Source organism: Faecalibacterium sp. AF28-13AC (genome assembly GCF_003478405.1).
Taxonomy (GTDB): Bacteria; Bacillota; Clostridia; order Oscillospirales; family Ruminococcaceae; genus Faecalibacterium; species Faecalibacterium prausnitzii_E.
The window spans coordinates 483,436-503,476 of the sequence record NZ_QUFG01000001.1 but is presented as its reverse complement, the minus strand read 5'-3'; the positions used below and the strand labels follow the sequence as shown (position 1 = coordinate 503,476).

General features: G+C 60.3%; 12 protein-coding genes and 1 riboswitch. Of the genes, 3 read left to right on the top strand and 9 right to left on the bottom strand.

All coding sequences use genetic code 11. From position 1 onward, the window contains the following. Positions 1-2: 2 nt before the first annotated feature. The 8 genes from rpsG to DWY95_RS02290 all read right to left on the bottom strand — a co-directional run bounded on the left by rpsG (position 3) and on the right by DWY95_RS02290 (position 14,113). Positions 3-473, bottom strand: coding sequence for a 30S ribosomal protein S7 (gene rpsG / locus DWY95_RS02325; protein ID WP_005930552.1), 471 nt, complete (start codon positions 471-473; stop codon positions 3-5). Positions 474-632: 159 nt separating this feature from the next. Then, positions 633-1,061 carry a 30S ribosomal protein S12 gene (gene rpsL / locus DWY95_RS02320; protein ID WP_005940205.1) on the bottom strand — a complete coding sequence of 143 codons (429 nt, stop codon included), beginning with the start codon at positions 1,059-1,061 and terminating at the stop codon, positions 633-635. A gap of 311 nt (positions 1,062-1,372) precedes the next feature. Continuing rightward, complete coding sequence (gene rpoC, locus DWY95_RS02315; protein ID WP_118551984.1) at positions 1,373-4,948, bottom strand: DNA-directed RNA polymerase subunit beta'; 3,576 nt, start codon at positions 4,946-4,948, stop codon at positions 1,373-1,375. Positions 4,949-5,072: 124 nt separating this feature from the next. Next, positions 5,073-8,900 carry a DNA-directed RNA polymerase subunit beta gene (locus DWY95_RS02310; RefSeq protein WP_118551982.1) on the bottom strand — a complete coding sequence of 1,276 codons (3,828 nt, stop codon included), beginning with the start codon at positions 8,898-8,900 and terminating at the stop codon, positions 5,073-5,075. A gap of 436 nt (positions 8,901-9,336) precedes the next feature. After that, positions 9,337-10,413, bottom strand: coding sequence for an RNA polymerase sigma factor RpoD (rpoD, locus tag DWY95_RS02305; RefSeq protein WP_118551980.1), 1,077 nt, complete (start codon positions 10,411-10,413; stop codon positions 9,337-9,339). 43 nt (positions 10,414-10,456) lie between these two features. After that, complete coding sequence (gene dnaG / locus DWY95_RS02300; RefSeq protein ID WP_118551978.1) at positions 10,457-12,235, bottom strand: DNA primase; 1,779 nt, start codon at positions 12,233-12,235, stop codon at positions 10,457-10,459. 22 nt (positions 12,236-12,257) lie between these two features. Next, the gene (locus DWY95_RS02295; protein WP_097792482.1) at positions 12,258-13,256 is read right to left on the bottom strand and encodes a deoxyguanosinetriphosphate triphosphohydrolase; all 999 of its coding nucleotides are present in this window, start codon (positions 13,254-13,256) and stop codon (positions 12,258-12,260) included. A gap of 236 nt (positions 13,257-13,492) precedes the next feature. Beyond that, entirely contained in the window at positions 13,493-14,113 is a 621-nt protein-coding gene (locus DWY95_RS02290) for a YigZ family protein (RefSeq protein ID WP_118551976.1), read from the bottom strand. Between the two features lie 230 nt (positions 14,114-14,343). After that, a riboswitch (cyclic di-GMP riboswitch) is annotated at positions 14,344-14,419 on the bottom strand. Positions 14,420-14,884: 465 nt separating this feature from the next. On the opposite strand from DWY95_RS02290, the gene DWY95_RS02285 reads away from it, so the two are divergent. After that, entirely contained in the window at positions 14,885-17,386 is a 2,502-nt protein-coding gene (locus DWY95_RS02285; protein WP_118551974.1) for a hypothetical protein, read from the top strand. Between the two features lie 101 nt (positions 17,387-17,487). On the opposite strand, the gene DWY95_RS02280 is transcribed toward DWY95_RS02285, so the two are convergent. Next, the gene (locus DWY95_RS02280) at positions 17,488-18,417 is read right to left on the bottom strand and encodes a helix-turn-helix domain-containing protein (RefSeq protein WP_118552076.1); all 930 of its coding nucleotides are present in this window, start codon (positions 18,415-18,417) and stop codon (positions 17,488-17,490) included. 162 nt (positions 18,418-18,579) lie between these two features. Between DWY95_RS02280 and DWY95_RS02275 the strand changes: the two genes are divergently transcribed. After that, positions 18,580-19,743, top strand: coding sequence for an MFS transporter (locus tag DWY95_RS02275; RefSeq protein WP_118551972.1), 1,164 nt, complete (start codon positions 18,580-18,582; stop codon positions 19,741-19,743). Between the two features lie 26 nt (positions 19,744-19,769). Further along, positions 19,770-20,021 (top strand): hypothetical protein, encoded by a 252-nt coding sequence (locus DWY95_RS02270; RefSeq protein ID WP_118551970.1) that lies wholly within the window; start codon positions 19,770-19,772, stop codon positions 20,019-20,021. Positions 20,022-20,041 lie beyond the last annotated feature (20 nt).

Here is a 20,041-nt window from a genome sequence, read left to right as displayed (position 1 = left end):
GATCAATAACGGAAATGAGCGAAAGCCTTGTTGGCCTCGGCCATCTTGTGGGTGTCCTCGCGCTTCTTCACGGCGTTACCAGTGTTGTTGGCAGCATCCATGATCTCGGCAGCCAGACGCTGGGCCATGGTCTTCTCACCACGGCTGCGGCTGTAAGCGGTCAACCAACGCAGGCCCAGGGTCTCGCGGCGGGCAGGGCTGACTTCCAGAGGAACCTGGTAGTTGGCACCACCGACGCGGCGGGTCTTGCACTCGAGGCTGGGCATGATGTTCTCCATCGCCTTCTCGAAAGTTTCCAGAGGATCGTTGCCGGTCTTCTCCTGGATCATGGAGAAAGCCTCGTAAACGATCTTCTGAGCGACGCCCTTCTTGCCATCCAGCATCACGCTGTTGACCAGACGGGTGACCATCTTGGAATTGTAAATAGGATCAGCTAAGACATCGCGCTTAGCAATGTTACCTCTTCTAGGCATCTTTCTTCCCTCCTTCACAGAATGATATCATCGGTACTCGAAAGTAATAAAACTCCCGTTGTGTCACAAAGAGCTGACCTTACATAAACCGTTACCCTCCGCAGTTGCGGACTTGTTATTTATATAATGGAAAGCCGTTTATGGCGGTTCGTTCCTTAATTACTTCTTCGCAGCACCGGCCTTAGGACGCTTCGCGCCGTACTTGGAGCGGGCCTGGTTACGGCCTGCCACACCCTGAGTATCCAGGGTACCACGGATGATGTGGTAACGCACACCGGGCAGGTCCTTAACACGGCCGCCACGGATCAGCACGACGGAGTGCTCCTGCAGGTTATGGCCGATACCGGGAATGTAAGAGGTGACCTCAATACCATTCGTGAGGCGGACACGAGCAACCTTACGCAGAGCAGAGTTAGGCTTCTTCGGGGTCATGGTACGAACAGCGGTGCAGACACCACGCTTCTGGGGGCTGTTCAGATCAGAATACTGTTTCTTCTGAGAATTGTAGCTCTTCAGCAGTGCGGGAGCGGTGCTCTTGGTAGCCAGGACCTGACGGCCTTTGCGTACAAGCTGGTTAAAAGTAGGCATTTTGTTTCTCCTTTCTTAATGATGAACATCGGACAGTTTCCGACTTTTTTTGCCGCACTTCCCCTTCAGGGACGCGCAACAGTTATATAATACTCGTTTTGATTTGGAATGTCAACAGTTTTTCCAGAAAAATTTGCAATTATTCTCTTTTCTTTCCGTTTTGCCGCAACACCCGGCTTTTTCTGCGATCCCGTCCCCTGCCCAGCCTGCCGATGGCCGGAGCGGAACAGGCAAACGGCGCAAAAAGCCGCCCTGCGGGGCGATTTCCCACAGGGCGGCAATTGCAGTGCTTGAATTTCAGTTCCGGGCGCTTACTGCTGGCTTGCAGCAGCCATCTCAGCAGCGACAGCCTCGTCGCGCTCTGCCTCACGGCGCTTCAGATCCTCGCGGACCTCCGGGAGACCGGTACCGGCCGGGATCAGCTTACCGATGATGACATTCTCCTTCAGGCCGGCCAGCGGGTCGACCTTGCCCTTGATGGCAGCTTCGGTCAGGACACGGGTGGTCTCCTGGAAGGAAGCGGCGGACAGGAAGGACTCATTGGCCAGAGCAGCCTTGGTGATGCCGAGCAGCACCTGCTGGTACTCGACCAGCTTGATGCCCTCTTCGCCAGCATCGATGCGCTTCTGGAGCTCGGCGTTGATGTTCTCCACTTCGAGGCGGTTGGCCAATGCGCCGCCGATCAGGTCGGAGGAACCGGAGTCGGTCACGCGGACCTTGCGGCACATCTGACGGACGATGACTTCGATATGCTTATCGTTGATCTCAACGCCCTGCAGACGGTAGACCTTCTGGACCTCGCTGATGAGGTAGTTCTGGACGTCCTCCAGACCCTTGATGGCCAGAATATCCTGCGGATACAGAACACCTTCGCGGGTGATGATGTCGCCCTTCTCCACACGGTCGCCGGGCATGACACGTGCATGCTGGGTGAACGGGATGGAGTAGCTCTTGACGACCTCTGCGCCCGTCTCATCGTGGCCGGTGACCTTGATGACGACGTTCTTCTTGGTGTCGTCCTGCGAGACGACGCCGGAGATCTCGCTCATGATGGCCATGCTCTTGGGGCGGCGGCTCTCGAACAGCTCCTCAACACGGGGAAGACCCTGGGTAATATCTTCTGCCGATGCGATACCGCCGGTATGGAAGGTACGCATGGTCAGCTGGGTGCCGGGCTCGCCGATGGACTCTGCTGCGATGACGCCGATGGACTCGCCCAGCTGGACGGGCTCACCGTTGGCCATATCGCTGCCGTAGCAGTGTGCGCAGACGCCCACCTTGGCGCGGCAGGTCAGCAGGCTGCGGATCTTCAGCTTGGTGATGCCGGCTGCCTCGATGTCGTTGGCATCGTACAGGTCGATCATCTTGCCTTCGGGCACGATGACGTCGCCGGTGACGGGGTTGACCACGTCGCCCACAGCGTAACGACCGATGATACGCTCACGGAAGCTCTCGATCTTCTCCTTGCCCTCGTGGATCTCAGAGACCCACAGGCCATCGGTGGTGCCGCAGTCAATCTCACGGACGATGACCTCCTGAGAGACATCGACCATTCGACGGGTCAGGTAGCCGGAGTCCGCCGTACGCAGAGCGGTATCGGCCAGACCCTTACGAGCACCACGGGCAGAAACGAAATATTCCAGAATGTTCAGACCTTCACGGTAGTTGGCACGAATGGGCATCTCGATGGTCTTACCGGCGGTGTTTGCCAGCAGGCCGCGCATGCCGGCCAGCTGCTTGATCTGGTTCATAGAACCACGCGCACCGGAATCTGCCATCATGAAGATCTCGTTGTCCTTGGGCAGGTTTGCTGCCAGCGCCTTGGAGACCTTATCGGTCGTTGCCTGCCAGATGTTGATGGTCTGGGTGTAGCGCTCGTTCTCGGAGATCAGGCCGCGGTTGAACAGCTTGTTGACCTGGGAGACCTGCTTGTCTGCATCGGCGATCAGCTCGTCCTTCTGGGGCGGGATGACAGCGTCGCAGACTGCGACGGAGATGGCAGACAGCGTAGAGTACTTGTAGCCCTGTGCCTTGATGGCATCCAGCATCTTGGCGCAGGTGCGGGTGCCGTTGCGGGTCATGCAGCGGGAAATGATGTCGGGCAGGGTCTTCTTGGTCACGCGGAAGCTGACCTCATACTCCAGCCAGTGCTCCGGATCGGTACGGTCGATATAACCGAGGTTCTGGGGCACCGGGGTGTTGAAGATGATGCGGCCGACGGTCGCATCGACCAGACCGGTGTGCTCGACACCATCGATGGTCATGGTGCGGCGGACCTTGATGGGAGCGTGCAGGGTGACGACATGCTCAGCGTATGCCATCAGGGCCTCGTTCTCATCGCGGAAGATCTTGCCTGCGCCCTCTTCGTTCTCGCGAACGGTGGTCAGGTAGTAGCTGCCCAGGATCATATCCTGCGTCGGGACGGTAACAGGAGCGCCGTCCGAAGGCTTCAGCAGGTTGCCGGAAGCCAGCATCAGCATCTTGGCCTCACGGCAGGCATCCTCGCCCAGGGGCAGATGGACTGCCATCTGGTCGCCGTCGAAGTCGGCGTTGAATGCGGTACATGCCAGCGGGTGCAGCTTGATGGCACGGCCCTCGACCAGCACGGGGTTGAAGGCCTGGATGCCCAGACGGTGCAGGGTCGGTGCACGGTTCAGCAGAACCGGGTGGCCCTTGATGACGGTCTCCAGGCTGTCCCAGACTTCGGGCTTGGCGCGCTCGACCATCTTGCGGGCGGACTTGATGTTGTTGGCAACACCCTTCTCCACCAGATCCTTCATCACGAAGGGCTTGAACAGCTCCAGAGCCATCTCCTTGGGCAGACCGCACTGGTCCATCTTCAGCTCAGGGCCGACGACGATGACCGAACGGCCGGAGTAGTCGACACGCTTGCCCAGCAGGTTCTGGCGGAAGCGGCCCTGCTTGCCCTTCAGCAGATCGGAAAGGCTCTTCAGGGCGCGGTTGTTGGGGCCGGTGACCGGACGGCCGCGGCGGCCGTTGTCGATCAGGCTGTCCACTGCTTCCTGCAGCATCCGCTTCTCGTTGCGCACGATGATGTCCGGCGCACCCAGCTCCAGCAGGCGGCGCAGACGGTTGTTGCGGTTGATGACGCGGCGGTACAGATCGTTCAGGTCAGACGTCGCAAAGCGGCCGCCGTCCAGCTGGACCATGGGGCGCAGGTCCGGGGGCAGAACGGGCAGAACGTCCATGACCATCCACTCCGGGCGGTTGCCGGAGATGCGGAAGGCCTCGACGACCTCCAGACGCTTCAGGATGCGGACCTTCTTCTGGCCGGAGGACTTCTCGACCTCGGCGGTCAGCTCAGCGCTCAGCTGATCCAAGTCGATCTCCTTCAGGAGCTCCTGAATGGCCTCGGCACCCATGGATGCCTCAAACTCGTCACCGTAGCGCTCGCGCATCTCGCGGTACTCTTTCTCGGTCAGCAGCTGCTTCTTTTCCAGCGGGGTCAGACCGGGATCGGTGACGATATAGCTTGCAAAGTAGAGGACCTTCTCCAGCAGGCGGGGGCTGATGTCCAGCATCAGGCCGATGCGGCTGGGGATGCCCTTGAAATACCAGATGTGGCTGACAGGGGCTGCCAGCTCGATGTGGCCCATGCGCTCACGGCGGACCTTTGCCTTGGTGACCTCGACGCCGCAGCGGTCGCAGATCTTGCCCTTATAGCGGATGCGCTTGTACTTGCCGCAGTGGCACTCCCAGTCCTTGGTGGGTCCAAAGATGCGCTCACAGTACAGGCCGTCGCGCTCCGGCTTCAGGGTGCGGTAGTTGATGGTCTCAGGCTTTTTGACCTCACCGTAGCTCCAGTTGCGGATCTGCTCCGGAGAGGCAAGGCCGATCTTAATGGAATCGAAAACGTTGTTTTCCATGAAACGAACCCTTTCTTAATCTCTCGTTGTTTCGATGATGGCAGGCGATCCAAATCCGCTGCTCTCCCCCGCCCTTGCGGCGGCAGCACGCGCACCGCTGCGGGGGCGGCAGCTTGTCCGGGATTTAGTCGTCCAAATTCACTTCGTCGGAGGAGGACTCTGCGGGGGCAGAATTGTCATCGTCCAGCACGGAAGGATCATCGAAACCTGCGTCGGCGTCCTTGATGGTGTAATCGTTCAGCAGCTCGTTCTCGTTCGTCACGGTCTCGGAACCTGCAACGTCACGCATATCGAAGCCGGTCTCTTCGTCGTCGAAGTTCTGGCGCATGTCGATCTCGTTGCCGTCCTTGTCCTGGACCACGACGTCCATACCCAGGGACTGCAGCTCCTTCAGCATAACGCGGAAGGACTCCGGAATGCCCGGCTGCGGGATGGGCTCGCCCTTGACGATGGCCTCGTAGGTCTTGACACGGCCCTCGACATCGTCCGACTTCACGGTCAGGATCTCCTGCAGGGTGTAAGCGGCGCCGTATGCTTCCAGTGCCCAGACCTCCATCTCGCCGAAACGCTGGCCGCCGAACTGGGCCTTGCCGCCCAGAGGCTGCTGGGTGACCAGAGAGTACGGGCCGGTGGAACGGGCATGGATCTTATCATCGACCAGGTGATGCAGCTTCAGGTAGTACATATAACCGACGGTGACGCGGTTGTCGAACTTCTCACCGGTGCGGCCGTCGTAAACGGTGGTCTTGCCGTCGCGGTCAAGCTCGATCTTGGAGAAGTCGATGATATGGCCCTTCTCGCCCATGATCTTGGGGAGCTTGGTGGGATAAGCCGGTGCGTTCTCGCCGTGCCACAGCTCACGCGCGGTATCGAAGGTATCGCCGATGTCGTTCTCACGAGCGGAGTCGAAGACGGGGGTCATGACCTTGATGCCGCATGCCTTGGCAGCGTAGCCCAAGTTGACTTCCAGCACCTGACCGATGTTCATACGGGAAGGAACGCCCAGGGGGTTCAGCACGATGTCCAGCGGGGTGCCATCGGGCAGGTAGGGCATATCTTCCTGCGGCAGGATGCGGGAAACGACACCCTTGTTGCCGTGACGACCTGCCATCTTATCGCCGACGCTGATCTTGCGCTTCTGTGCGATGTAGCAGCGGACGACCTCGCGGACGCCGGGCTGCAGCTCATCGCTGTTCTCCGGGGTGAAGACCTTGACGTCCACGATGATGCCGTACTCGCCGTGGGGCACACGGAGAGAGGTATCACGGACTTCGCGGGCCTTTTCGCCGAAGATGGCGCGGAGCAGGCGCTCCTCAGCGGTCAGCTCGGTCTCACCCTTCGGGGTGACCTTGCCGACCAGGATATCGCCGCTCTTGACCTCGGCACCCACGCGGATGATGCCACGCTCGTCCAGATCCTTCAGGGCATCCTCCGAAACGTTGGGGATGTCGCGGGTGATCTCTTCGGGTCCCAGCTTGGTATCGCGGGACTCGGTCTCATATTCCTCGATGTGGATGGAGGTGTAAACGTCCTCACGGACGATCTTCTCGTTCAGCAGGACGGCGTCCTCGTAGTTGTAGCCCTCCCAGGTCATGAAGCCGATCAGAGCGTTCTTGCCCAGAGAGATCTCGCCGTTGCGCATTGCGGGGCCGTCGGCCAGGACCTGGCCTGCCTTGACGGACTCGCCCACCTCGACGATGGGACGCTGGTTGATGCAGGTGCCTGCGTTGGAGCGGGCGAACTTGATCAGCGAGTAGTTGTCCAGGGTGCCCTGCTCATTGCGGACGACCACATGGTCTGCGTCCATCTTCTCGACGACGCCGTCGTTCTTTGCCAGAACTGCGGTGCCGGAGTCGGTGGCGGCCTTGTACTCCATACCGGTGGCCACGATGGGCTGCTGGGTGACCATCAGAGGCACAGCCTGGCGCTGCATGTTGGAACCCATCAGAGCACGGTTGCAGTCATCGTTCTCCAGGAATGGGATGCAGGCGGTCGCGACAGAGACCATCATACGGGGCGAGACGTCCATGTAATCGACCTTCTCGGCGTCGATTTCCAGAATGTCGTCGCGGCGGCGGGCAGAAACGCGGGGACGGATGAAGTGCTTGCCCTCGTCCAGCGGCTCGTTGGCCTGGGCGACGACGTATTCGTCCTCGACGTCAGCGGTCATATACTCGACCTCGTCGGTAACGACCTGATCGATCAGACGGCCGTTCTCGTCGTAGGTCTTCTTGACCTTGCGGTACGGAGCCTCAACGAAGCCGTACTCGTTGATCTTGGCATAGGATGCCAGATAGGAGATCAGACCGATGTTCGGGCCTTCGGGCGTCTCGATGGGGCACATACGGCCGTAGTGGCTGTAGTGAACGTCGCGGACTTCGAAGCCTGCGCGGTCACGGCTCAGACCGCCGGGGCCCAGAGCAGACAGACGGCGCTTGTGGGTCAGCTCCGCCAGAGGGTTGTTCTGGTCCATGAACTGAGACAGCGGCGAAGAACCGAAGAACTCCTTGATGGCGGCGACGACCGGGCGGATGTTGATGAGGGCCTGCGGCGTGATGACGCTCTGGTCCTGGCTCTGCAGGGTCATGCGCTCACGGATGACGCGCTCCATGCGGGAGAAGCCGATGCGGAACTGGTTCTGCAGCAGCTCACCGACGCTGCGGATGCGGCGGTTGCCCAGGTGGTCGATGTCATCGGTGGTGCCCACGCCGTGGCCCAGACCGTTCAGGTAGTTGATGGAGGACAGGATGTCCTTCACAGTGACGGTGCGGCCGATCAGCTGGTCATGGTTGCGGCGGAGCATTTCCTTCTGCTCCTCCACATCGGAGGTGGTGTCGAGGATCTTCTTGATCTCATCGAAGGAGCAGCGCTCGTTGATGCCGCACTCCTTGACGTCAAAGGAGAAGAAGCCCTGTGCATCCACACAGCCGTTGGTGATGACCTTGACCTTCTTGCCCTCGATGAGCAGGACGACGGTATCGACACCGGCGTTGTCGGCCTTCTCGGCCAGCTCGCGGCTGATCTTGCCGTTGGCCTCCACGATGACCTCACCGGTCAGCGGGGCAACGATGTTCTCTGCGGCCACAAAGCCGGTGATGCGGCGGGCCAGAGAGAGCTTCTTGTTCATCTTGTAGCGGCCGAAGCGGGACAGATCGTAACGGCGCGGGTCGAAGAACAGCATATTGATCTGGCTGGTAGCGGACTCCACCGTGGGAGGCTCGCCGGGGCGCAGCTTGCGGTAGACCTCCAGCAGACCCTCTTCCTGGTTCTTGGTGGTATCCTTCTCCAGCGTAGCGAGGATGCGCTCATCGTCGCCGAAGAAGTTCAGGATATCCTCATTGGTGGACAGACCCAGTGCACGGCACAGCACGGTGACGGGCAGCTTGCGGTTCTTATCGATACGAACGTAGAAGACGTTCGCTGCATCAGTCTCGTACTCCAGCCATGCACCGCGGTTGGGGTTCATGGTGGCGCTGTACAGATCGTTGCCGACCTTATCTTTGGCATCTCCGTAGAATACGCCGGGAGAACGAACCAGCTGGCTGACGATCGCACGTTCTGCGCCGTTGATGACGAAGGTGCCGGCGTCGGTCATCAGGGGGAAGTCTCCCATGAAGATCTCCTGATCCTTGACCTCGCCGGTCTCCTTGTTCAGCAGACGGGCCGTCACGCGCAGGGGGGCAGCGTAGGTCACGTCGCGCTCCTTGCACTCCTTGATGCTGTACTTCGGCTCCTTATCCAGCCGGAAGTCCACGAAGCTCAGTGCCAGATTGCCGGTGTAGTCCTCAATGGTGCCGATGTCGTGGAAGACCTCTTTCAGGCCCTCGTCCAGGAACCACTGGTAAGAGTTCTTCTGGACCTCGATCAGGTTCGGCATACTGATGACTTCGTCGATGTGGGAGAAGCTCATGCGCTCGGTTTTGCCGAGCTTGACGGGCTTGACTTTCATCATAAAATCAACCACTCCTTACTTTTATACTCTACGGATGTTGCGTTCTACGGGTCAAATTTGAGCAGACGCACATAAATCGACCCGTATCCTCCGAGGAAGTTCGGCGTTTTTCACAAACTTTTCATGTCTGCCCCTTGGGCCGACCGAACCGAAGCTCCCTTTTTGGCGCACTAGGCCATTATGTGATACTAATGCAGTATACACCGGGAAAGCCCTGTTGTCAAGCCATTTTTCCTATTTCGGGCCGATTTTTTTGTCAAGCCCCCGCTTTTGTGGCACACCCGGTTCCGTGTTCGCTTTGTGCGTTTTGGGTATTGCTTTTTGAGTTTTGCACGTTCTCACCAAAAACACCCTTGTGCATTTTGTACAGGTTTGCTCTTGTGCTTCCGGGCAGACGAAAGGGGCACCCGGCGTGATGGGTGCCCCTTCGGGAGCTTTATTCCAGATAATCCCGCAGCCGTTTGGCCCGGCTGGGATGGCGGAGCTTGCGGAGGGCTTTTGCCTCGATCTGGCGGATGCGCTCCCGCGTGACGTTGAACTCCTTCCCCAGCTCTTCCAGAGTGCGGGGCCGGCCGTCGTCGAGGCCGAAGCGGAGCGTGATCACCCGCTCTTCGCGGGGCGTCAGACTCTTGAGCACACTCATCAGCTCCCGGCGGAGCAGCTGGCGGCCCGCTTCATCCACCGGGATCCCGGCTTCTTCGTCCTGAATGAAATCTTCGAGGTGGGCGTCTTCTTCCTCGCCCACCGGCGTTTCCAGGCTGACCGGCTCCTGCGCCAGCTGCAGCAGTTCCCGCACCCGGTCCGGCTCCATCTCCAGCCGGACAGCGATCTCCTCCGCCGTGGGCTCGCGGCCATTCTTCCGCAGCAGCTCCCCTGCCGTCTTCCGGACCCGGTTGATGTGCTCCACCAGATGCACCGGGATGCGGATGGTCCGCCCCTGGTCGGCAATGGCACGGGTGATGGACTGCCGGATCCACCATGTCGCGTAGGTGGAGAACTTGAAGCCCCTGTCCGGCTCAAACTTCTCCGCTGCCTTCATCAGGCCGAGGTTGCCCTCCTGGATGAGGTCGAGGAAGGGCAGCCCCCTGCCCGCGTAGCGCTTGGCCACCGAGACCACCAGCCGCAGGTTCGCCTCGCTGAGGCGTCGGCGGGCGTCCGCATCCCCTGCTCTGGCGGCGCGGGCCAGCGTCTGTTCCTCTTCTGCCGAGAGGAGCGGCACCTGCCCGATCTCCTTCAGATAGGCTTTCACCGGGTCGTCCAGCGCCACGCCCTCGGCAGAAAGCTCATGTTCCAGTCGGCCGATCTGGGCATCGTCCAGCAGCGGGAGGTCGGCGTCCTCTTCCTCCACCCGGATGCCGCGGGCCTCCAGCGCCTCATACAGCGCGTCCAGCCCGGCGACATCGTACTCCTGCTCTTCCATGGCGCGGCTGACCTGCTCCGGCGTCAGAAGGTGGTGCCGGGCACGGCTCGCCAAAATCTTTGCAAGTTCTTCCGTCTGCGACAATTTCCGCATGATTCCTTCTCCTTCCAGCTCCAGCCGGGAGGAAAGGGAGCGCTCAGTCTTCTGCAGGGAGAGTTCCCTGTTTCTTTTCTCGCATCGACTGGAGATACTGCTCTAAGTCTTCATTGGACATCTGGGCCGCCTTCTTCGCGATCGGGGTGCCGCGGGCGATGCGTTCCAGATAAAAGTTGATATCCTCGGTGGTACAGTTGACATCGCTGTATTGTGCCGCAAGGCGGCTCAGTTCATTCAGGGCCTCTTCGCTCTGTACAAAGCCGCGCAGGGTGGAAAGGCTGACCTCGATGCCCTGCGCCTGACAGTCCAGCATGGCCTGATACAGCTCCTTCTGCTGGGGCAGGAGGAACTTTTCCGCCGGCAGTGCGGCCCGCACCCTGGGGATGTAGCTTGGCTCCCGCAGCAGTGCCGCCAGCAACCGCTGCTCAGCCGAGGCCACACCCAGCGCCTGCGAGCCGCCTGCGCTGTAAGGAACATTGATCTGATCCATCTCACCGGAGTGCAGGCGGGAGCGGTTCTCCTCCCGTCGTCGCTTGCTGCCCGCTTTTTTGACAGCGGTGCCCAGCTGGGTCAGGATGGCGGTCTTGGAGATGTTCGTCTCCTCGGCCAGCCGCCCGGCGTAAACCTCCTGTTCGGTGGGGTTGGAGCGCTCGGCCAGCAGATCCACGGCATCGCGGATGTATTCGAGCCGCTGGGCGTCCTGGGTCAGGTCGTATTGATCCCGCAGGCGCTTGAGCCGGAAATCCAGTGCGTTGCCTACGCCGTCCAGCAGGGCGCGGAAGCGGTCGGCACCATAGCGCTTGATGTACTCGTCCGGGTCCTTTGCGCCGGGGATCTGAAGCACCCCCACCCGCACCGTGCTGTTCCGGAACAGTTCCAGCGAGCGGAGGGTGGCTTTCTGGCCCGCCTCGTCGGAGTCGTAACTCAGGATGACCTCATCGGCGTACTCACTGATGAGCCGCACCTGCTCCGGCGTCAGGGCCGTGCCGCAGGCGCAGACGGCGGTGTCGATGCCCGCCTGCTGCATGCTGATGACATCCATATAGCCCTCGCAGAGGACGAACCGGCGGGAGGCGCTCTTTTTGGCGATCTGCAGCGCGAACACCGTCTCGGATTTGTGGTAGACCAGCGTTTCGGGGCTGTTGACGTATTTGGGCTTGGAGTCGTCCAGCACACGCCCGCCAAACGCGATGATGTTGCCGCGCAGGTCGAAGATGGGGGTCATGACCCGCTTCCAGAACAAACAGTAGATGCGCCCGGAAGCGCTGCGCTTGAACAGGCCGCTGGCGTCCAGCTCCTGCTGGTTGTAGCCCTTATCCCGCAGGAACTGATAGAGGGCCTGTCCATCGTTGGGGGCATAGCCGAGGCCGAACCGCACGATGGTCTTGTCGTCCAGCCCGCGGCGGCGCCAGTAGGCACGGGCCTGCCGGGCCTCCTCGACCGTCGAATTCAGGCAGGCGTGAAAGAAGCGGGCCGCTTCGCGGTTCATCGAGAGGATGCGGCTGCGCATCCGCCCGGTCTTGTCGTCCTCCTGCGGCTCCGGCATCCCGGCGCGGGCTGCCAGCATCTTGACAGCCTCGCCGTAGTCGATGCTGTTGATCTTTTTGGCGAAGCTGATGGCATCGCCGCCCGCCCCGCAGCCAAAGCAGTAAAAGCTCTGGGTGTCCGGGTAGACGTAAAACGAGGGGGTCTTCTCGCTGTGGAACGGACACAGGCCGCCATAGAGGCGGCCCTTCCGTTTCAGCTGCACATAGCTGCCCACCAGATCGACGATGTCGGTGCGGCGGTTCAGCTCTTCAATGTACTCGTGTGGGATCATGGCTCTTTTTTCCTGCTTCCTTTTATAACACGTGCCACTTGCGGGGCACGAACACATCCTCAAAGGTCCGGATGGCGAACTCGTCGCTCATGCCGCTGATGTAATCGGTCACGGCGCGGTCACGGCCCTCCTGATAGGCCAGCTGCAAATAGAAGTTGGACATCTGGTCGATGTGGGTCAGGTAGTATTCGTACAGTTCCGTGAGGACCTTTTCCACTTTCTGCTCTTCGCGCTTGGCGGTGCGGTCATTGTAGACATTGGCATACATGAAATCCTTCAGCGCAAGGAAGGCTTCCTCTTCCTCCGCGCCCATGGCCACATCGCCGTCGCTATGGGCGAGGATGCTCTGGATCATGGTCGTGATGCGCTGGGATTTCGTTTCGCCCAGCACGGCGGTGCATTCTCTGGGCAGGATCGCCGGGTCCAGCACCCCGGCACGGACGGCATCCTCGATGTCGTGGTTGACGAACGCGATCTGGTCCGCCATCCGGACGATGCGGCCCTCCGGGGTCGCCGCCCAGGTGCCCTTGGTGTGGGTGATGATGCCGTTCCGCACTTCCCAGGTCAGGTTGAGGCCCCGGCCGTTCTGTTCCAGCTTGTCCACCACCCGCAGGCTCTGGCGGTAATGCTTGAAGCCATCCGGACAGAGCTTGTCCAGTGCGCTCTCCCCTGCGTGGCCAAAGGGCGTGTGGCCCAGGTCATGCGCCAGACTGATGGCCTCGGTCAGGTCTTCGTTCAGGCGCAGGGCGCGGGCGATGGTGCGGGCGATCTGCGCCACCTCCAGCGTGTGGGTCAGCCGGGTGCGGTAGAGGTCGCCCTCCGGCGAGAGGAAGACCTGCGTTTTCTGCTTGAGGCGGCGGAACGCCTTGCAGTGGATCACGCGGTCCCGGTCGCGCTGGAACACCGGGCGGATGGGGTCCTGCGGCTCCGGCCGGGCCCGGCCCCGGCTTGCATCGCTGAAGGTCGCCCAGGGGGCAAAGGTCAGCCGCTCGATCTCTTCGGTACGCTGGCGTACATCCATCCGGTATCCCTCACTTTCATGCTGGTTCCTGCCCCCTTCCCAGCGCAGCTGCGCCCGCAGCTATTGTAGCAGAATTGCTCTGTCGAAGGGGGAATCTTCCTGTCCTGTCCAAAATTATCCTATAAAAATCTCTCGGTGCTGCTCCCAGAGCGCAGCGGCCATGCAGCCATGCAGCCGACTGCCAATGGCTCCCACTTCGGGGGAGCGGACGAGCGAATGCGAGACGGAGAGGGGCATCAGAACGGCGCATAGAACGGCTGCGAGACGCTCACCTCGGCCCCGCCCCGCGTCAGCTCCCGCAGCTGTTCCAGCAGCGGCGGCTCGGTGCCCTCCGGCATCTGCCAGTGCAGGGTCACGCGGTCGGTGAACTGCGGGTCGGCGAGTTTGGCCCCGGCGGCGTGGATGAGCAGCGCAGCCCGCTCGTAGAGTGCATAGTCCACCGTCACTTCCAGCTCCACCACGCTGCGCACCGTGACGACCTCGGCGTTTTCCAGTGCGCGGGCGGTCGCGGTGGTGTAGGCGCGGACGAGGCCGCCCGTGCCCAGCAGCACCCCGCCAAAGTACCGGGTCACGACCACGATGAGGTCGGTCAGGCCGCTGTGCTGCAGCACTTCCAGCGCCGGGGTCCCGGCGGTCTTGGCAGGCTCGCCGTCGTCGGAGTAGCGCTCCCGGTTGCCCTCCCGCAGGCGGTAGGCGTAAACGTTGTGCCGCGCGGTGCGGTTGGCGGCGCGCACCTGCTCCAGAAAGGCCACGGCCTTTTCCTCACTGTCTGCAAACGCGAGCTGCGCAATGAAGCGGCTCTTCTTCTCCTCATATTCGCCGATGGCTGTGCCCCGGATGGTGCGGTAATCCTCCACGCTGACTCCTCCTGTTTGTTGTGTTCCTTGCAAAACAGTATATCATAAATCCGGGTAAAGAAAAAGCCCGACACAAGCATTGCTCGTGTCGGGCCTTCCCCGGATTTATTTGAAGCACGGAGATGTCATAATGAAAAAGGTGTCGATTTGCCAAGGCAAACTCGGCAAATCGACACCTGCTGTTCAGATGAAGGTCGCTCAAAAGGCGGGTACACATCGTGCCCGATTTGAGAAGCAACTGGCTGCCATTTTACAGGCCCTATAGCTTTGCGTCACAGCCTTTCGACTGCTTTGCCGAGAATATTCAATTCCGTAGATCTTGCATCGCAGTCCAGCCGCCGTTCGCGCGTCTCCCTGACTACTTTTTTATTCTATCATGTTTGTCTTCATTCGTCAAGATTCTGCGGCCGGTTTTTTCCGTTTTTGCAGATCTTTTTCATGCCTCCCGGCTGCTGCTGTTTTGTTCTGGCCCGTTTTCTGCCGCCTCGCCCTCCCTGCCAAAAAAAGCATCCGGCTCAACGTTGCTTGCGTGAGCCACCGCAAAAAAGGGAATTTCTGGAATTTTTCCATGTTTCACGCAGGAAATGCACCCATTCACGCAGAAAAGTCTTGCATTTACCCCCCCCCCCACGTGCTATATTTAGCTTAGCAAGCAACCTCTGTTTTCTGGTTCCTCAATCCATGTTGTGGTACGAGTTGGAAGGGACGGTGGCGCACCGCCCTGTCCGGTTCCAATATATTATAGAATATATGTAATAGGAGGTATTCTCAATGGTCTCTTATCGCAGACTCGCCATGCGCGTCCTGGGGCATGTTCCGGTGCCTTTCGGCAAGAAAAAGGCAGCTCCCCCTCCCCGCGTTGCCGCACAACGGATCGCAGCCCTCGCTCTCGCCTGTGCCATGATGACCGGCATGGCCCTTCCTGCTTTTGCCGCTACGTATGATATTGCCAGCGGCTCCATTGATATCCACGCTACGGAAAACGGCAATCTCATCAGCCAGTGGTTTATGAATGGGGAACAAAAGGAATACGTCAGCGACAGCAGCGGATACATCCAAGATCGTGAGGACAACGAAATCACCATCACCGGCACAAGCACGGGGAACACGGTCACCATCGACGCAGACAAAGACCAGACGGCCAATGTCACCTTGAAAGATGTGAACATCAATGTTGATGAAAAATACGAACACGGCTACGACCCCGATCAATACAAAACCGCCGTGGAAGTGACCGGCAGCGGCAATACGAACATCGAGCTGAACGGCAACAACACGCTGACAAGCGGATATGGCCACGCCGGTCTGGAGCATAACAAGACCGACGACAGCGGCACGCTGACGATTCAGGACGAAAAGAATGATGATGGCTCCGCAAAGGGAAGTGCGTCCGATACTACTGGCAGTTTGACTGCCACGGGTGGTTACCACGGTGCTGGCATCGGCGGCAGTGACAAACAAGACGGCCAAGTGACCATTACGGGCGGTGAGATCACTGCCAACGGTGGTAGTCAGGGTGCCGGTATTGGCGGCGGTGCCGGTGACACGGACGCCGTCGGCGGTGACGGCGATGTGACAATTTCCGGCGGTACGATCACCGCTACGGGCGGCAGTCTGGGTGCCGGTATTGGCGGCGGTGCCTACGGCAATGGTACTGTCACAGTTACCGACGGCGATATCACCGCAAAGGCTACGGGCAATTATGGTGCCGGTATTGGTGGCGGTCTTGGCGCGATACCGAAGGACACTCTTATTGGAGGAAATGGCACTGTCACCATCAGCGGCGGCACCATCACCGAAGCCTCTGGTGGCTATATGGCTGCTGGCATCGGCAGCGGCTATCAGGGTCTGGGCACAGTGACCGTTGAAGGTGATGCCGTCATCAAAAACGCACAGGGCGGTGAAGCTGGAGCCGGCATCGGCAGTGGCACCTATGGTGACAGCGAGATCCTCATCAGAGGTGATGCAGTCATTGAAAATGCAGAAAGTAGCGCAAACGGCGCTGGCATCGGCAGCGGCCAAGGCGATTTGTATCCCGATGGCGATGGCATGGTAATCGATCCAACTGTAGGCAACGTGACCATTGAAGGCAACGCCAAAATCGAAAATGCAAAAAGTGGTTCTGGTGGTTCCGGCATTGGCGGCGGCGCTATTGGCATCGGCAATGTAATCATTAGAGGCAACGCTCAAATCGGCAACGCCGCCGGCGGCGAAGAAGGTGCCGGTATTGGCGGCGGTGCTCTTGGAACTGGTGACGTGACCATCGAGGGCAATGTCACCATCGAAAACGCACAGGGCGGCGCTGGTGCTGCCGGTATCGGTGGCGGCGCAGAAACAGAACCCGACACCGAGGATACCAGAAACAAAGTTTCCATCAAGAGCACCGAAGCTGGTTCTCCTAACATTACTGCTACAGGCGGCGGCGTTCTGAATGACGAGAATTATCCCCTCGCCGGTGCTGCGGCCATCGGCAGCGGCAGCGTTGCTGACGGTGCTACTGAGGTAAAGTCCGATATTACCATTGAAGGCAAAGTAACCATTGATGCCACCGCAGGCGGAAGCATTGCCATTGGCGATACACCGCTCAAAGAACAGAAGTTTGCCGGTTTGCCAGTAGGTGCTGTCATCAAACGGTGGGATTCGGCCGGTGTGGATCTTACCCTAAAGGATGACAAGCCTACGGAACCGGAAAAGCCGGAGAAACCTGACCCGGAGAAACCCAATCCTAACCCCAACCCGGAGAATCCTAACCCCAACCCGGAGAATCCTAACCCCAACCCGGAGAATCCTAACCCCAACCCGGAGAATCCTAACCCCAACCCGGAGAATCCTAATCCCAACCCGGAGCAGCCCAACCCTAACCCGGAGCAGCCCTCTGAGCCGTCGGGTGCGGTCTCGACTTCCGCTCCTGCCGAAGAGCTGACCGCCTCGGATGCAGAGTATCTCGTTACCGTAGAGGGGCTTTCCGTCACCAATGCACTGGGAAAGCAGATCACGCACACCTGCACACTGAATGCCCAAGGCAAGGTCCTTACCATTCGCGTCAACAGCATTGTGGCCACCGCACATCTCACCATGGAGACCCTCCGGACGCTCAAAGCGCAGGGGGTAGAAACCATCCGTTTCTGCACACTGCTGTACCGTCCGACTTCGGTCTCCATCGACGCACTTCTGAATCTTGGGGTCGATGAAGCCGACATCCTCTGGACGCACAACGGGATCCAGGCCCGCCTGACGGCCGGCGGCACCGATTCCAGCAGCCTTTTGCAATAAGACCCTCTGAACCATAACAGCCGGGAGGCTTCCGTTTCGGAACGCCTCCCGGCTGTTTGGTTATGCACACTTTGTCTTCCGTTTTTTTCCTTTTCCAGATCTCAACAGAATTTTGTGCGGTATTCGCGGGGGGTGCAGTGCTTGATCTCCCGGAACGTTTTAATAAAGTAGCTGCCGTCCGAGAAGCCGCATTCCAGACCGATCTCGCCGGTCTTCAGCCGGGTGGAGCGCAGCAGCTCGGCGGCCTTTTCCACCCGGAACTGCTTGACGTACTGGATGGGCGTGATGCCCAGCAGCTGCCGGAAGCTGCGCAGGCAGGCGCTCTCGCTCAGGGCCACGCAGGCCGCGATCTTCTCCACCGTCAGCTCCTCGGCGTAGTGCTCCTCCACGTAGCGGAGCATCCGCTTCATCCGCTCCGAGGCGATCTGCTCCTGCTCCGAGACCTTGGTCTTGCCGCCCACGCACTGGGTGCTCAGCAGCCGCAGCGCCGCCGAGAGATGATACCGCACCCGGTTCTCGTAGTCGAACGGCTCGTCCGCCACCTCTTTCCAGGCGTCCCGCAGAAAGACGAGTACCTGTTTCTGCCAGGGCACCGCCTCGTCCAGCAGAAAAAACGCCGGGGCACCGGGCTGCAGCAGGGGCCGGATGAGCTTTTGCCAGAAGATGGTGTCCATGCCGCCCACCAGACGGGGCTGGAAGACGCCGGAGTGGAGCAGGGCCGTGCCCTCCGCCTGTTCCACCGAGTGCAGCGCCCCCGAATTGAGGAAGACGCCCTGCCCGGTCTGCAGTGTCAGGCGGGTCTTGTTCACATCCACATGGAGGGGGCCCTGTATGGTGAGGATGTATTCAAATTCCTCATGCCAGTGCCACGCCACCGAGTAGCTGGCCAGGTCTTCGGCGTAGCAGGCGATGGGAAACAGCGCACTGCCGTGCTGCACCAGCTCGCGCCCTTCGGCGTCAGCCACGATGTCCGGTTCGCAGTGGACGCCGCCCTCATGGACGATTGTTGCACAGCTCGTTCGATATGCCATATTGACCAGTTCCTTTCCGCAAATCTTTGAACATTTTTTATCAATGCCGGTTTTGTTGTACAAAATTTCAGATTTTCTCCTACCACAGCCGCTGATTTCGTGGTATTATTTCATCAGAGGCCGCAAGTCCAGTATAACACCGAAACGGGAGGAACACAACCCATGGCACAGCTTCTTCTGCCGGTCATCTATCTGGCGTTCATCAGCCTCGGCCTGCCGGATTCGCTTCTCGGCTCCGCCTGGCCGAACCTCTACCCCGCTTTCGGGGTGCCGGTGTCCTACGCAGGCATCGTCTCGATGATCATCTCCTGTGGGACCATCGTTTCCAGCCTGTGCAGCGACCGGCTGACCCGTGCGCTGGGCACCGGCAAGGTCACGGCCCTCAGTGTGGCGATGACGGCGGCGGCGCTGTTCGGATTCTCAGTGTCGAGCGCGTTCTGGATGCTCTGCCTCTGGGCCATCCCCTACGGGCTGGGTGCCGGAAGCGTGGACGCCGCCCTGAACAACTACGTTGCCCTCCACTACGAGAGCCGCCACATGAGCTGGCTGCACTGCATGTGGGGCGTGGGCACCATCATCAGCCCGGTGCTGATGAGCCTGGCCCTGACCGGCGGGCAGGGCTGGAACGGTGGCTACCGCATCGTAGCCCTCATCCAGGTCGGCATCACAGCCGTTCTGGTGCTGAGCCTGCCGCTCTGGAAAGGCAGCCCGGCCGCCGTAAGCGCGGACGGCACCCCGGCCAGGCCGCTGACGCTGCCCCAGATCCTGGCCATCCCCGGTGCGCGGGAAGTGATGCTCTGCTTCTTCTGCTACTGCGGCCTCGAAACGACGGCGGGCCTCTGGGCCAGCAGCTACCTCACGCTGAGCAAGGGCGTCCCGGCCGACACGGCCGCTGCCTTTGCGGGCCTGTTCTATCTGGGCATCACGGTGGGGCGCGGCTTCTGCGGCTTCGTCACCCTCCGGTTCAACGACACCCAGATGATCCGTCTGGGGCAGACCGTTCTGGCCGTGGGTGTGGCCGCCCTGCTTCTGCCGAGGCCGCAGGCGCTCTCGCTGGCCGGCCTCGTCCTCGTGGGGCTGGGCTGTGCGCCCATCTACCCCAGCATCATCCACTCCACGCCGGACCACTTCGGCGCGGACCGGTCACAGGCTGTGATCGGCATCCAGATGGCAAGCGCCTATGTCGGCAATCTGGTCATGCCGCCGCTGTTCGGCCTGCTGGCAAACAACGTTGCCCCTGCCCTCTTCCCCGTGTATCTGCTGGCGCTGCTGATCCTGATGATCGTCATGCACGAGCAGCTCACCCGGAAGACGGCGTGCAAATAAACAACTTTCTGACAGGAGGTATTTTTATGCTTCGTATCGAATATTTTGATAAAGACCGTTTCATGCGTCAGGTTTCCGCCAGCCGCGGCAGTGTGCTGCTGCATCTGGACAACGGCAAGACCTGTGACCTGAAAGAGGATGCCGCTGCATCCTCCATCCTCCGGATGATGGACGCCCCCAGAAAGGGCTTTGACATCACTGTGACCGACCCCGCCGACGTGACCGGCTTCCTGCGCTACATGCTGGAGGCAGGCCGGATGGACCGTGTGGCCGGCTGATCGTTCGCCATTCTCCGTTA